Origin of the sequence: Stappia taiwanensis (assembly GCF_014635285.1) — a bacterium.
GTDB classification, from domain to species: domain Bacteria; phylum Pseudomonadota; class Alphaproteobacteria; order Rhizobiales; family Stappiaceae; genus Stappia; species Stappia taiwanensis.
The window spans coordinates 482,135-495,557 of record NZ_BMCR01000001.1 but is presented as its reverse complement, the minus strand read 5'-3'; the positions used below and the strand labels follow the sequence as shown (position 1 = coordinate 495,557).

At 64.5% G+C, this 13,423-nt stretch carries 11 protein-coding genes; 2 read left to right on the top strand and 9 right to left on the bottom strand.

Annotated features, from left to right (window positions below; genetic code table 11):
* Positions 1–356 precede the first annotated feature (356 nt).
* Positions 357–1,292 carry a LysR family transcriptional regulator gene (locus tag IEV83_RS02240; protein WP_181761365.1) on the bottom strand — a complete coding sequence of 312 codons (936 nt, stop codon included), beginning with the start codon at positions 1,290–1,292 and terminating at the stop codon, positions 357–359.
* Between the two features lie 147 nt (positions 1,293–1,439).
* Between IEV83_RS02240 and IEV83_RS02235 the strand changes: the two genes are divergently transcribed.
* Together IEV83_RS02235 and mazG are read left to right on the top strand one after the other, a co-directional pair.
* The gene (locus IEV83_RS02235; protein WP_181761366.1) at positions 1,440–1,643 is read left to right on the top strand and encodes a hypothetical protein; all 204 of its coding nucleotides are present in this window, start codon (positions 1,440–1,442) and stop codon (positions 1,641–1,643) included.
* Between the two features lie 207 nt (positions 1,644–1,850).
* The gene (gene mazG / locus IEV83_RS02230) at positions 1,851–2,747 is read left to right on the top strand and encodes a nucleoside triphosphate pyrophosphohydrolase (protein WP_181761367.1); all 897 of its coding nucleotides are present in this window, start codon (positions 1,851–1,853) and stop codon (positions 2,745–2,747) included.
* Here the strand turns inward: mazG and hflX are convergent.
* The 8 genes from hflX to IEV83_RS02190 form a co-directional block, all read right to left on the bottom strand.
* Positions 2,733–4,217 carry a GTPase HflX gene (hflX, locus tag IEV83_RS02225; protein WP_181761368.1) on the bottom strand — a complete coding sequence of 495 codons (1,485 nt, stop codon included), beginning with the start codon at positions 4,215–4,217 and terminating at the stop codon, positions 2,733–2,735. The genes mazG and hflX overlap by 15 nt on opposite strands.
* Positions 4,218–4,475: an RNA chaperone Hfq gene (gene hfq, locus IEV83_RS02220; RefSeq protein ID WP_181761369.1), complete on the bottom strand. Its 258-nt coding sequence runs from the start codon at positions 4,473–4,475 to the stop codon at positions 4,218–4,220.
* A gap of 200 nt (positions 4,476–4,675) precedes the next feature.
* Entirely contained in the window at positions 4,676–5,539 is an 864-nt protein-coding gene (locus IEV83_RS02215; RefSeq protein WP_181761370.1) for a D-amino-acid transaminase, read from the bottom strand.
* A gap of 89 nt (positions 5,540–5,628) precedes the next feature.
* Positions 5,629–7,005 (bottom strand): Trk system potassium transporter TrkA, encoded by a 1,377-nt coding sequence (trkA, locus tag IEV83_RS02210; RefSeq protein WP_181761371.1) that lies wholly within the window; start codon positions 7,003–7,005, stop codon positions 5,629–5,631.
* Between the two features lie 43 nt (positions 7,006–7,048).
* Positions 7,049–8,416: a nitrogen assimilation response regulator NtrX gene (gene ntrX / locus IEV83_RS02205; RefSeq protein WP_181761372.1), complete on the bottom strand. Its 1,368-nt coding sequence runs from the start codon at positions 8,414–8,416 to the stop codon at positions 7,049–7,051.
* Positions 8,406–10,667 carry a sensor histidine kinase NtrY-like gene (locus IEV83_RS02200; RefSeq protein WP_181761373.1) on the bottom strand — a complete coding sequence of 754 codons (2,262 nt, stop codon included), beginning with the start codon at positions 10,665–10,667 and terminating at the stop codon, positions 8,406–8,408. The genes ntrX and IEV83_RS02200 overlap by 11 nt, the downstream gene beginning before the upstream one ends.
* Before the next feature lie 181 nt (positions 10,668–10,848).
* A complete protein-coding gene (ntrC, locus tag IEV83_RS02195) occupies positions 10,849–12,294 on the bottom strand; it encodes a nitrogen regulation protein NR(I) (RefSeq protein ID WP_181761374.1) in 1,446 nt (481 codons plus the stop codon).
* A gap of 18 nt (positions 12,295–12,312) precedes the next feature.
* Positions 12,313–13,422 (bottom strand): two-component system sensor histidine kinase NtrB, encoded by a 1,110-nt coding sequence (locus IEV83_RS02190; protein WP_181761419.1) that lies wholly within the window; start codon positions 13,420–13,422, stop codon positions 12,313–12,315.
* Position 13,423: the final 1 nt, after the last annotated feature.

Here is a 13,423-nt window from a genome sequence, read left to right as displayed (position 1 = left end):
TTCGAGCCGCTGCCTAACCTTGCCGAAAACTTGCTGCCCCACAGCCGTACCCACACGCGGCGCACGGCTTTTCGCACCTGCAAAAAGATGGGAAAAGCGGTTTCGGGACGGAGTTGATGCCTTGCTCAGACGAAAAAAACAACGTCTCGCGATTCGAGCAGCGGCAGGATTGGGCGTGGTTCGCGCAGGCCAGGGCCGGATCGTCGTCCATGGTGGGAATTCAAGAAAAATCAGAATAGTGGTTTTTATTCAGATGGTTGAGAGTGATTTCTCACTTCATGCATTACAGGTCGCCGATCGAGAAGGCGGCGGTCCTTGTTTTGTTTGTGAGGGTATTCGAATAATTATCTGTTATTTCAATCTTTTTTCGAGATATCCGCCTCATCGTCATCGCCAACCTGTCCATGCATCATTTCGCCGAAACAGGCGATGACATGGTTGGCAAAGGCGTCGGTCGCCTTTCCGGTCTTGCCTGCTTCCTTGAGGATCAGATGATAGGTGCCGATCTCCGGAAGCCCGTGCCGCCGGCCGAACCGTTGCAAGGGCGGCTCGACAACGCTTGCCGGGAATGGGGCGATGGCGAGGTCCGCCAGCAGAGCGGCTTCCTGCCCGGCACTGTGGAAGCTCTGATAAGCGATGCGATAAGGGTGCGCGGCCTTGTCGAGCGCGGCACGTGCCGCCTTGCGCCAGGGGCAGCCGGAGACCGAAAGCGCCAGCGGAACCGGGTCGCGGCTATAGGCAACGCCCCCCTCAAGGCCGGCCCAGACCAGCGGTTCCGTGTAGACGATCTCACCGCCGCGCGCGAGCTCGCTGTCGGGGCGCGCGGTGTAAAGGATCAGGTCGAGTTGCCGGTCCTTCAGCTTCTGCAAGAGCGGCGGGCTGCCGTCCAGGTGCACATCCACATTGACCGCCGGGTGCGAGCGGGCAAAGCGGGTGAGAATGTTCGGCAGGAAACGGGTGCCGAAATCGGAAGGCGCGCCGAAGCGAACCTCGCCTTCCACCGCCGGCGCCCGGAACAGGGACACCGCCTCGTCATTCAGCATCAGGATGCGCCGCGCGTAGCCGAGCAGCGCCTCCCCTTCCGCCGTCAAGCGCACCGAGCGCCCTTCCCGGGCAAAGACCGAGACGCCCAGCAGCCCCTCCAGCTTCTTGATTTGCATGGAAACGGCCGACGGGGTCCGCCCCACCGCCTCCGCCGCCTTGGTGAATCCCCCCGTCTCGGCGATGGCGAGAAACGTACGGTAAAGGTCCATTTCGACCAGCGGCGCGCCCTTGCCCGGCAGGTTGTCCATCTCAGCCTCGATCGTTCAAATTATTTGATCCCATACTTAAGTTCTTTTCGTTTGATTGACAGGTCAAATGCGCACATATCCCGGCCAATGGCGCTGACGCTTGGCGCAGCGCGTGTCCCCATGTCGATCTCGCAAGAGGAGAACATCATGTCCTATCTGACCAGGGTTCTCGGCCAGACCCTCGGTGTCGCATCCCGCGTTCACACCTTGCAGGTGGCGGATCGCGACGCGCGCAGCCTGTCCGATATTGGCGTTGCCGATAGCGAAGCCGCGCGCGCCCGGTTCAAGTCCCTTCGCTTCGGTGAGCCGGTGTCCTCGTTTGCCGCTCGCCTCGGCATCAACGGCCGCTGAGACACGCGGCCACCGCCTCGCGCGCTGAAATTTCAAGCTCACAAAGCCCTCGCCGATCCCCTCGGCGGGGGCTTTTTCGTTTGGCGATCCGGCGACCTTACAAAATGCCCCGCGCGGAAAACCGGTTCCCCTTTGGCTGTGCCTGATCTAAGTCACGGGACAGACCAGCCTCACGGCACAGGCCAACGTCATTTCGGGGAGACTGCCATGCAGCCGGCACGTGACATTCAGCGACTGATCGAGATCATGGCGGCGTTGCGCACGCCCGGAACCGGTTGCCCCTGGGATCTGGAGCAGGACTTCGGCACCATTGCTCCTTACACGATCGAGGAAGCCTACGAGGTCGCCGACGCGATCGCGCGCGGCGACATGACGGATCTGCGTGAGGAGCTGGGCGATTTGCTCCTTCAGGTGGTCTATCACGCGCGGATCGCCGAGGAGGATCAGGCGTTCGTCTTCGCCGATGTGGTGGAGGGCATCACCGCCAAGATGATCCGCCGGCATCCGCATGTGTTCGGCGATGAGGATGCGCGCAGCGCCGGCATGGCCAAGGGCGCCTGGGAGCGGATCAAGCAGGAGGAAAAGCGTCTGCGGGCGGAGGCACGCGCCGCCGAGGGGCTGGGCGAGGAGGCACCGCGCTTTCTCGACGCCGTACCACCGGTATTCCCGGCGCTGACGGAGGCGGAAAAGCTGCAGCGCAAGGCATCCCGCGTCGGGTTCGACTGGGGCGCGGCCGGTCCGGTGCTCGACAAGATCCGCGAAGAGGTCGAGGAACTGGCCGATGAGGTCGATGCGGAGCAGCGGGACCGGGAGCGGATCGCCGATGAGATCGGCGACATGATCTTCGCCCTGGCCAATCTCGCCCGCCATCTCGATATCGACCCGGAGGAAGCCCTGAAGCGAACCAACCGGAAATTCCGCCGCCGCTTTGCTGCCATCGAGGACACCGCTGCAGCACAAGGGGTGACGCTCGACGCCATGACCCTTGAGGAAATGGAGGCGGCGTGGCAGGCGGCCAAGCGCCTGCCCGAAGAGACCTCCACCGGCACGGCGCCGGCCGTCCCTGCCTCTGAGGCCGCCGCTTCGGAGTCAGTCGGTTCCTGATCCCGAGGCAGGATCGTAGCCCGTTGATTTTTTGGGGGGGGCCTCGTTGCTCGGGTCGTCATCCGCTGAGGGCAACGGGTCAGGCGTTGCGAGGTAACCGCGGCACCGGGCAAGAAACCCGCCCCGGTGGCGCTCGCTCACCCTTGCGCTGATCCGCACACCGTCTTCGCTGTCCTGCCGGGCCATCACTTCCGTGTTGCGATAGAGCCAGGCGAGGGTTTCGCCGTCATCGACCGGCAGGCGCAGCTCATAGGTGATGCTTCGGCTGGAAAGCTCCGCCTCGATCCGCGCCAGCAGGGCGTCGACCCCCTCCCCGGTTTGCGCCGACAGGCCGATCGCCCCGTTCGGGCGCCGGGCGTTTTCGGCCAGGATCGCCCGTTTGCGGTCTTCCGCCAGCAGGTCGATCTTGTTCCACACCTCGATGATGGTCGCGTCCTGGTCGCCCTCAAGGCCGAGCAGCGCCAGCGTGTCGGCGACATCGGCGGCCTGGGCCTCGCTGTCCTCATGAGAGATGTCGCGGACATGCAGGATCAGATCGGCTTCGGTGACCTCCTCCAGCGTCGCCCGGAAAGCGGCGACCAGATGGGTTGGCAGATCGGAGATGAAACCGACCGTGTCCGACAGGATCACCTCGCCGCCATGGGGCAGCGCGATCCGGCGCAAGGTCGGGTCGAGGGTCGCGAACAGCAGATCCTTGGCAAACACCTCGGATTGGGTCAGCCGGTTAAACAGGGTCGATTTTCCGGCATTGGTGTAGCCCACCAGCGCGATCACCGGCTGCGGCACCTTGCGCCGCTTGGACCGGTGCAGCTCGCGGGTGCGGCTGACCTGCTTCAGGTCCTTCTCCAGCCGGGTGATCCGCTCCTGAATCAGCCGCCGGTCGGCCTCGATCTGGGTTTCGCCGGGACCGCCGATGAAGCCGAGGCCGCCGCGCTGCCGTTCCAGGTGGGTCCAGGAGCGCACGAGGCGGCTCTTCTGCCACTTGAGATGGGCCAGTTCGACCTGAAGCGTGCCTTCCGCCGTGCTCGCGCGGGCGCCGAAGATCTCCAGGATCAGACCGGTGCGGTCGAGCACCTTGCACTCCAGCGCCTTTTCCAGGTTGCGTTGCTGGATCGGCGTTAGCGGGTGGTCGACGATGACGAGTTCGACCTCCTCGGCCCGGACGATGGCGCCGAGATCCTCCACCTTGCCGCTGCCAAGCAAGGTCGCGGGACGCGGCGCGCTCACGCTAACGATGGCGCTGGAGATCACATCCAGTTCGATCGCAGCGGCAAGGCCGACGGCCTCTTCAAGCCGGGCTTCGGGCGACCGGCGCGGCGCCTCCGGACCGGTGTCCGGGCGACGGCGAGGATCGAGGACGGGAACGATCACGACAGCCCGCGCTCCGGTCGAGGAACGCGGGCCGTCGCTGGCATGATCCGGACCGCCCCCGCCAGGGGTGCCGGAGGTCTGACGTGACTGTTTTTTCAATCAGCCTGCGGCTTTCTCGCCCGCTTCATCGGACGGATCGAACAGTTGCACCGGCGCGTTCGGCATCACGGTGGAGATCGCATGTTTGTAGACGAGCTGCGAATGGCCGTCACGGCGGAGCAAAACGCAGAAATTGTCGAACCACGTCACGACGCCCTGCAGCTTGACGCCATTGATCAGAAAGATCGTTAGCGGTGTCTTCTGCTTGCGAACGTGATTGAGAAAAGTGTCCTGAAGGTTTTGAGCGCGGTCAGCCATGTTTTATTTTTTCCTGATTCTGCCTTTGCATTATAGGTGCGCCCGCACCGACGTTTCGCATGCCCGGCCAGCCGGCGCAATCGCGCACGGCGGGCCCGAAGTCACGTGCCCTGGAGGAAGGCGCATGACAACGCGGCGGACAGTCTATCGCATCCTTATGGGGAATTCTGCCCGTTTTTACAAAACGTCAAGCGCGGCATTCAAACTGGTTCCAATTCACTAACCTCATGGAATTTTGAACGAAGTTCGCTTGCGAACGAACCGGGGTGCCCATTCCCGATCACGGTATCGTCGACCTTCACCACCGGCATGACGAGGGTCGTCGCGGCGGTGATGAATGCCTCCTTCGCATTCTTCGCTTCTTCCACGGTAAAGGGGCGTTCGTCAAACGATAAACCCTCACGTTCAATCATATCGAGAACAACCCGTCGGGTAATCCCTGCCAGAATGCCATGTTCGGCCGGGCGTGTGACAAGGGTGTTGTCAGTGGTGATGATCCAGGCGTTGGTCGAGCCGCCTTCGGTGACGAACCCGTCCGCGTCGACGAACCAGGCTTCCTTGGCGCCGGCCTCCTTGGCCTTCTGCTTCACCAAAACGTTCGGCAGCAGGCCGACCGACTTGATGTCCACCCGCTCCCAGCGGTTTTCCGGCACGGTGATGACGCCGACGCCGGCCTCGGCGGCCTTGTCGCCGACCTCCGGACGAACGGCGCGGGAGGTGATCACCAGCGCCGGCTTGGTGCCGGCCGGCGGGAACACATGATCGCGCCGGGCCACACCCCGGGTCACCTGGAGATAGACAATGCCCGACTGCACACGGTTGCGGCGGATCACCTCGCGCATCACCTGCGCCAGTGCGGCGCGCGACATCGGCATGGCGATCGACAGCTCGCGCAAGGACCGTTCCAGCCGATCCAGATGCCGCCGCTCATCGACGACCTTGCCGCGCCAGATCTCGCAAACCTCGTAGACGCCATCGGCGAATTGGTAGCCCCGGTCCTCGATATGCACCGCCGCCTCGGCATGGCGAACATAGCGACCGTTCACATATGCAATACGACTCATCATTCCTCCGAATGTCTCGCGCGGTGTCTTTCGCATCCCCGGGCATACTGCGCGCAAACGCTTGGATGCCCCATTCGATCCCACACCTATCAGAAAAATTCCAGACTGACGCGGAACATCTGCTCCACCTGGCGCACGCGCTCTGCGATCGCGAACAGCACTGCCCGGTCATGGGCCCGGATGATGGTGCTGCCGTCAGGTGTGATCACCTCGCCATCGCGGAAGATCGCACCGACCCGAATGCCGTCCGGCAGGTCGATGTCGCGCAACGGGCGGCCGACCAGCGGCGACGTTTCCAGCGCCTCGGCCTCGATCACCTCGGCGGCGCCGTTCTGCAGGGCATGCACCCCGCGGATGCGGCCCCGGCGCACGTGTTGCAGGATCTTGGAAATCGTTACCTGGCGCGGATTGACGAAGGCATCGATGCCAAGCGCATGGGCGAAGGCCGGGTAGCTGGGGTTGTTGAGCAGCGACAGGTTGCGCTTGCATCCGAGCTTCTTGGCCATGACACAGGACAGGATGTTCACCTCGTCCTCGTTGGTCAGGGCGATCAGCGTATCGGCGTCCTGAACATCGGCCTCCAGCAGCAGCTTCTGATCCAGCGCGCTGCCGTGCAGGATCACCGCCCGCTTCAGCGTGTCGGCGACACTCACCGCACGTTCGCGCGAGTGCTCGATGATCTTCACTTTGGCGGCCGATTGCCGCTGTTCCAGTGTACGCGCGACATAAAGGCCGATGTTGCCGCCACCGGCGATCACCACCCGGTTCGCCTCCGGCTCTTCGTGGCCGAAGATCGCCAGGGTGCGCCGCACCCGGTCGCGGCGGGCGGTGACATAGACCAGATCGCCCACCAGCAGGGAATCGGAGCTCTTGGGCACGAACAGGTGATTGCCGCGAAAGACGCCGGTGACCACCGCGCCAAGGTCGGGGAACAGTTCGGTGAGCTGGCGCAGCGGTGTGTTGACGACCGGGCAATCCTCACGGCAGATCACGCCGACGACGACGACCTGATCGTCGGCGAAGCGGATGGTCTCCACCGCACCGGGCAAGGCCAGTCGGCGCATGACCATTTCGCCCACCTCGATTTCCGGCGAGATGATCACGTCGATTGGCATGTTGTCGCGGGAGAACAGGTCACTCCACTGCGGTGTCAGATAGCTCTGGGCGCGCACGCGGGCGACCTTGGTCGGCACCTTGAACAGCGAATGGGCCACCTGGCAGGCGACCATGTTGACCTCGTCGTAAAGGGTGACGGCGATCAGCATGTCGGCCTGGTCGGCGCCTGCCTGGGCCAGAACGTCTGGATGGGCGCCATGACCGACGAAGCCGCGCACATCGAGGGTGTCGCGAATGGCGTTGATCAGCCGCGGCGACGAATCGATGACCGAGACGTCGTTCTGCTCCGAGGCGAGTTTTTCCGCTATGCCGTAGCCAACCTGGCCGGCTCCACAAATCACCACTCTCATGGGTCAGCGCGTCCTCTTAGTGTGCCATTCGGCGCGTTTTGTATCACGAAAGGCCGAGGGACTTGAGCTTGCGATGCAGGGCGGAGCGCTCCATGCCGACGAATTCGGCGGTGCGGGAGATGTTGCCGCCGAACCGCTTGATCTGCGCCTGAAGATAGTCCCGCTCGAACATCTCGCGCGCATCGCGCAAGGGCAAGGCCATCAGATGCTCGCCGCCGCCATTGGTCGGCAGGTTCGGGGCGTCGGCGCCGATTTCGCTCGGCAGAAGGTCTGCGGTGATCACCGCCTCCGGATCGGCCCTCGTGAGGATCATCAGCCGTTCCACGTTGTTGCGCAGCTGGCGCACGTTGCCGGGCCAGTCATGGGCCTGAAGCACGGCCATGGCATCGGCGCCGATGCGGCGGATCGGCAGGCCCGAGGCCACGGAAATCTGCTCCATGAAGAATTCCACCAGGCCGGGAATATCCTCGCGCCGCTCGGCCAGCGCCGGCACGTGCATCGGCACCACGCCCAGACGGTGGAACAGGTCCTCGCGCATGCGCCCCTCGGCGATCTCCTGCTCCAGATTGCGGGCGCTGGAAGACAGGATGCGGATGTCGACGCTGACCCGGCCGGCGCCGCCGACCCGGGTAAAGGTCTGGTCGACGAGCACGCGCAGGATCTTGCCCTGGGTCTCATAGGGCATGTCGGCGACTTCGTCGATGTAGAGCGTGCCGCCGTGGGCTTCCTCCATCGCACCGATCTTGCGGATGCGGCCGTCCGAATCCTCGATGCCGAACAGTTCTTCCTCCATCCTGTCGGGCGTGATGGTGGCGGCGTTGATCACCACGAAGGGATTGCGCGCCCGCTGCGACAGGGCATGGATGCTGCGGGCCGTGAGCTCCTTGCCTGAGCCGGACGGGCCGGTGATCAGCACCCGGCTGTTGGTCGGTGCGACCCGTTCGATGGTGTTGCGCAGCTGGTTCATCGGACCGCTGTTGCCCAGGAGGTCGAGCGCGTCGGCGCTGCGCTGCTTCAGCTCGCGTATCTCGCGCTTCAGCGAGGAGGCTTCCAGCGCCCGCTCGGTGATCAGCACCAGCCGGTCGGCCTTGAACGGTTTTTCGATATAGTCGTAGGCGCCGCGCTTGATGGCCGAGACGGCGGTCTCGATGTTGCCATGGCCGGAAATGATCACCACCGGCAGGTCCGGATCCTGCTCCTTGATCACGTCGAGCAGGCCGAGACCGTCGAGCCGGCTACCCTGAAGCCAGATATCCAGCACCACCAGCGAGGGCCGCCGCTCCTGGATCGCGGCCAGCGCCGTATCGCTGTCACTGGCCGTGCGGGTATCGAAGCCGTCGTCTTCAAGGATACCGGCAATCAGGTCCCTGATATCCGCTTCGTCATCGACAATCAAAATATCATAGGCCATCTGTCGCAACCGTTCCCGAGGTAAGGTGTTCGTCCGTGGCGTCCGTCGCGGTGTCCTGACGCTCAGTGGCCATGGTCAGCCGCACCATTGCGCCGCGTCCGCCGCCGGAGCCGTCCGCATTCGCCGGCGCATCCAGCAACTCGATGCCGCCGCCGTGTTCTTCCATGATCTTCTTGACGATGGCGAGGCCAAGGCCGGTGCCTTTCTCGCGGGTCGTCATGTAGGGTTCGAGCAGCCGCTGCCGGTTCTCCACCGGCAGGCCGATGCCGTTGTCGACCACCTCGATCGCCAGCAGGTCGCCCTGGTTGCGCAGGGTGACGGTGATGCGGCCATGCTCAAGCTGCTCCGGCGGCAGGGCCGACACCGATTCCGCAGCGTTCTTGATCACATTGGTCAGCGCCTGGCCGACAAGCCGCGCATCGAAGCAGGCGCGGGCGGGCTCTTCCGGAAGCTGCGTGGAAATCGAAATGTCCGGGTTGGCGACCGTTTGCAGGAACGCCGCCTCGCGCACGGTGTTGCGCAGATCGGCGCTGCTCTTTGTCGGCTTCGGCATCCGGGCGAAGGAGGAGAATTCATCGACCATCCGACCGATATCGCCGACCTGGCGAATGATCGTGTCAACGCATTGATCGAACACGGTGCGGTCGTCGGTGATCTTCTTGCCGTAGCGCCGCCGGATCCGCTCCGCCGAGAGCTGGATCGGGGTGAGCGGGTTCTTGATCTCATGGGCGATGCGCCGGGCGACATCAGCCCAGGCGGAGGTGCGCTGCGCCGAGACCAGATCGGTGATGTCGTCGAGGGTGACGACGAAACCGTGCTCGCTGCGCGTGGACTGCTCGCTGGTGACCCGCACGTTGATGGTGCGCTCCCGGCCCTGACGGTGAAGCGAAATCTGCTCCTCGCGCATCCGGTCGTCTTCCCGAGCCAGCACCTCGCCGAGCATCTCGGCAAGTTCCGGCACGGCGGTGCCTACGGGTTGATCGAGCAGGTCGTCTTCCTCGACATCGAGCAGGGCCAGCGCCGAGCGGTTGACCAGGGTAATCCGGCCGCCGTCGTCAACGCCGATCACCCCCGCCGTGACGCCGGACAGCACCGCTTCGGTAAAGCGGCGGCGGCGGTCGATCTGATCGTTGGCGGCCAAGAGGGCCTCGCGCTGGCCGCGAAGCTGGGCGGTCATGTTGTTGAAGGTCGCGCCGAGATTGGCGAGGTCACCGGCGGATTTGTCGGTCTCGACCTGGACGTAGAGATTGCCCTTGGAGACCTGATCGGCGGCGCCGATCAACCGGCGGATCGGCGAGACCAGCATGTTGGCGAAGCCGAAGCCGATCCAGACAGAGGAGAGCAGCAGCACCAGGGTGACGCCGGTGTAGACCAGCGCGAAGGCGACCTGTACGCCGAAGCGGCTTTGTTCCATCACCGTGTACTGGCTGGCCCCCTCCTGCGCCAGCCGCATGTAGTCGACCACCCGCTTGTCCATGGCCCGGGCGACATAAAGATACATGTCGTCATAGGCGGAAAGCTTCATCACCCCGCCGACCAGATTGGAAATGCCCGGGGCGATCAACACCGGCTCGCCGCCATCGGCCTGACCGAACGCCTCCGGCGGCGGCGGCAGAACTTCGACGTCCGGATTGACGATCACCCGGGTGATAACGGTGCCGTCCGAGCGCATCAGGAAGGCGCCAAGCAAGGAGCGCAGCGAGGTCTGCGTTTGGAAGAAACTGTCGAAGCGGGTCGGCTCGAAATCGTAGACGGTCTTGGCCCGGTCCACATCGTTGGCCATGGCGATCAACTCGCCGCGCAGCACCCTTGCATGTTCCTGCAGATAGGCCTGGGCCACGGTCAGCGCGTTGTCGATAATCAGGCGGGTACGGTCCTCGAACCAGCGGTCGAGCCCCCGGTCGAGGGTGATGGTGGCAAGGATCGCCACCAGCACCGCAGGCACGGCGGCGACGACGCTGAACAGGGTCACGATCCGGCCATGCAGTCGCGCGGCGGCCCGGCCGCGCCGGCGGGCCTGCAGCAGGCTGATGAACTCGAGCGCGATCAGCACGAGCAGCCCGGCGACCAGGATGCCATTGATGATCATGGCAACCGTTGTGGCCATGCCATCGGGGGCGATTGGCGTCACCCCCATCAGCACGAAGAAGGTGGCGGTGATCGAAATCAGCGCGGCGATCACGAACACCAGACCAAGCTTGCGGATACGCCGGTTGCGCCCGCCGCGCTCCATCTGGAGATCGTCACTCATGGATTTGTCCGCAATCACGGTCTGGCAACCACCTTGAAGAATCGAAACGGGCGGAACGGTCCACCGAATGCGGCACCGTTACCACACAATGTTGCCAAAATACGACAGGGATAACGAGATGTGAATGCCCCCGTTGCCGGCGCGGCCCGTCACGCGACGGACCGTGCTCTCGGATCAGGCGCTACCGATGGGCGCGGATCACCTGAACGTCGAGATCGCGGATCTTCTTGCGCAGGGTGTTGCGGTTCACCCCGAGCAGTTCGGCCGCTTTGATCTGGTTGCCGCGGGTGGCGGCGAGCGCGGCGCCAATCAACGGATATTCCACTTCCCGCAGGATGCGATGATAAAGCCCCGGCGGCGGCAGGGCGTCACCAAAGGTCTGGAAGTAAGTGTTGAGGTAACGCTCCACGGAAGCCGACAGGTCGATCGGCGCGCCCTCCTCCGCCTCCTCCTCGGCGACGCCGTTCACCGGCTGGCTCAATTCCTGATCGACCAGGGCCGCGGAAATCACATCCTGCGGATAGAGCGCGGACAGCCGGCGCACGAGGTTTTCAAGCTCGCGCACGTTGCCGGGCCAGCGATAGCGGCGCAGCCGGTCGACGGCCGCCGTCTCGATCTGCTTGGGCGGCAGGCCCTCCTTCTCGGCGAGCGAAAAGAAGTGGCGCACAAGGTCGGGAATGTCCTCGGTGCGCTCGCGCAGCGGCGGCAGCCGGATCGGCACCACGTTCAGTCGATAGTAGAGGTCTTCCCGGAACAGGCCCTGGTTGATCAGCTGGCGCAGGTCCTTGTTGGTGGCGGCGACGATGCGCACATCGGTCTTGATCGGCACCCGGCCGCCAACGGTGGTGTATTCCCCCTGCTGCAGCACCCGCAGGAGCCGGGTCTGGGCCTCCATCGGCATGTCGCCGATCTCGTCAAGGAACAAGGTGCCGCCATCGGCCTGTTCGAAACGGCCGACCGAGCGTTGCTGGGCACCGGTGAAGGCCCCCTTTTCATGACCGAACAGTTCCGCCTCGATCAGGTCGCGCGGGATCGCCGCCATGTTGATGGCAACGAACGGGCCATTGCGGCGCTTGCCGTAGTCATGCAGGGCGCGGGCGACCAGCTCCTTGCCGGTGCCGGATTCGCCGTTGATCATCACCGACAGGTCGGTTTGCATCAGCCGTGCCAGCACCCGGTAGATTTCCTGCATGGCGGGGGAGCGGCCGATCAGAGGGATGTTCTCGCCCCCCTCCTCCAGGGTCTCGGTGCGGCTGCGCTTGGGCTCGGCCAGCGCCCGCCCGACGATGCCGATCAGTTCCTTCAGGTCGAACGGCTTGGGCAGGTATTCGTAGGCGCCCTTCTCCGAGGCGCGGATCGCCGTCATGAAGGTGTTCTGGGCGCTCATGACGATCACCGGCAGGTCCGGCCGCATCTTCTTGATGCGCGGCAGTACGTCGAAGGCGTTTTCATCCGGCATCATCACATCGGTGATCACCAGATCGCCGTCGCCGGAGCTGACCCAGCGCCACAGGGTGGCCGCATTAGAGGTAAGACGCACCGTGTAGCCGGCCCGGGACAGGGCCTGGTTCAGCACGGTGCGGATGGCGGTGTCGTCGTCGGCGACAAGGATCGTGCCGTTTGCCATGATGTCGAAATCCTGTCCTTAGCGCTCGTCGCCCGGCACATGGGCCGGCATGAGAATGCGAAACACCGTGCGTCCGGGCTGGCTGTCGCATTCGATCACCCCGCCGTGGTCGCCGATGATCTTGGCGACCAGCGCCAGACCGAGGCCGGAGCCATTGGCCTTGGTGGTGACGAAGGGGTCGAAAAGGTGGGGCAGAAGCTCTTCCGGCACGCCGTCGATGCCATTGTCGCGCACGCAGAACTCCAGCGGCAGGCTGACCTTCTCCCGGGAGCCGGGCACGGCAAGGCGAATGCCGGGGCGATAGGCCGTCGTCAGGGTGATTTCCCCGTGCTCCTGACCGGACAGCGCCTCCGAGGCGTTCTTCACCAGATTGAGAAACACCTGCACGAGCTGGTCGCGATTGGCGAGCACCTGCGGCAGCGAGGGATCGTAGTCGACGTTGATGGTCTGGTTGCGGGCAAAGCCGGAGGTGGCCAGCCGCTGCACCCGGTCGAGGACCACGTGGATGTTCAGCGGCTCGCGCTCGATCGGGCGTTCGTCGGAAAACACCTCCATCCGGTCGACCAGCTTCACGATCCGGTCGGTCTCGTCCATGATCAGCCGGGTCAGCGGGCGGTCGTCCTCATCGGCGGAGGCTTCCAGCAATTGCGCCGCGCCGCGAATGCCTGAGAGCGGGTTCTTGATCTCATGCGCCAGCATGGTGGCGAGCCCCGAGACGGTGCGAGCCGCGCCGCGCGAGGTCAGTTGCCGGTCGATCTTTTCCGCCATCCCCCGTTCCTGCAGCATCAGAACCACGAAGCCAGGGCGGTCGGCCACCGGGGCGGCCATGATGTCGACGACCTTTTCCGCGCCGATGCGCGGCGAGCCGATGTCGACCTTGTATTCATTGACCGGGGTGCCACGCTCACGCACCTGGGTCAGCAGCAGCAGGAGCGGGCTGCCGAAGGGCACGAAATGGGCAATCGGGTGCCGGCGCAGCACCTGGGCACTGGCGCGGAAGAAGTTCTCCGCCGCCGTGTTGGCCTCCTCGATCTCCCCTTGCGGGCCGACCAGCACCAGCGGATGCGGCAGGGCATCGAGGATTTGCACCTGCGATCCTCCGCCGGGCATCAGGGCACCAGAGGTCATG

Bases quoted from the DNA above. Each gene is read 5' to 3' on its own strand.
- IEV83_RS02240 (WP_181761365.1), bottom strand. From the start codon at position 1,292: ATGGACAACCTGCCGGGCAAGGGCGCGCCGCTGGTCGAAATGGACCTT.
- IEV83_RS02235 (WP_181761366.1), top strand. From the start codon at position 1,440: ATGTCCTATCTGACCAGGGTTCTCGGCCAGACCCTCGGTGTCGCATCC.
- mazG (WP_181761367.1), top strand. From the start codon at position 1,851: ATGCAGCCGGCACGTGACATTCAGCGACTGATCGAGATCATGGCGGCG.
- hfq (WP_181761369.1), bottom strand. From the start codon at position 4,475: ATGGCTGACCGCGCTCAAAACCTTCAGGACACTTTTCTCAATCACGTT.
- IEV83_RS02215 (WP_181761370.1), bottom strand. From the start codon at position 5,539: ATGAGTCGTATTGCATATGTGAACGGTCGCTATGTTCGCCATGCCGAG.
- trkA (WP_181761371.1), bottom strand. From the start codon at position 7,005: ATGAGAGTGGTGATTTGTGGAGCCGGCCAGGTTGGCTACGGCATAGCG.
- ntrX (WP_181761372.1), bottom strand. From the start codon at position 8,416: ATGGCCTATGATATTTTGATTGTCGATGACGAAGCGGATATCAGGGAC.
- IEV83_RS02200 (WP_181761373.1), bottom strand. From the start codon at position 10,667: ATGAGTGACGATCTCCAGATGGAGCGCGGCGGGCGCAACCGGCGTATC.
- ntrC (WP_181761374.1), bottom strand. From the start codon at position 12,294: ATGGCAAACGGCACGATCCTTGTCGCCGACGACGACACCGCCATCCGC.
- IEV83_RS02190 (WP_181761419.1), bottom strand. From the start codon at position 13,422: ATGACCTCTGGTGCCCTGATGCCCGGCGGAGGATCGCAGGTGCAAATC.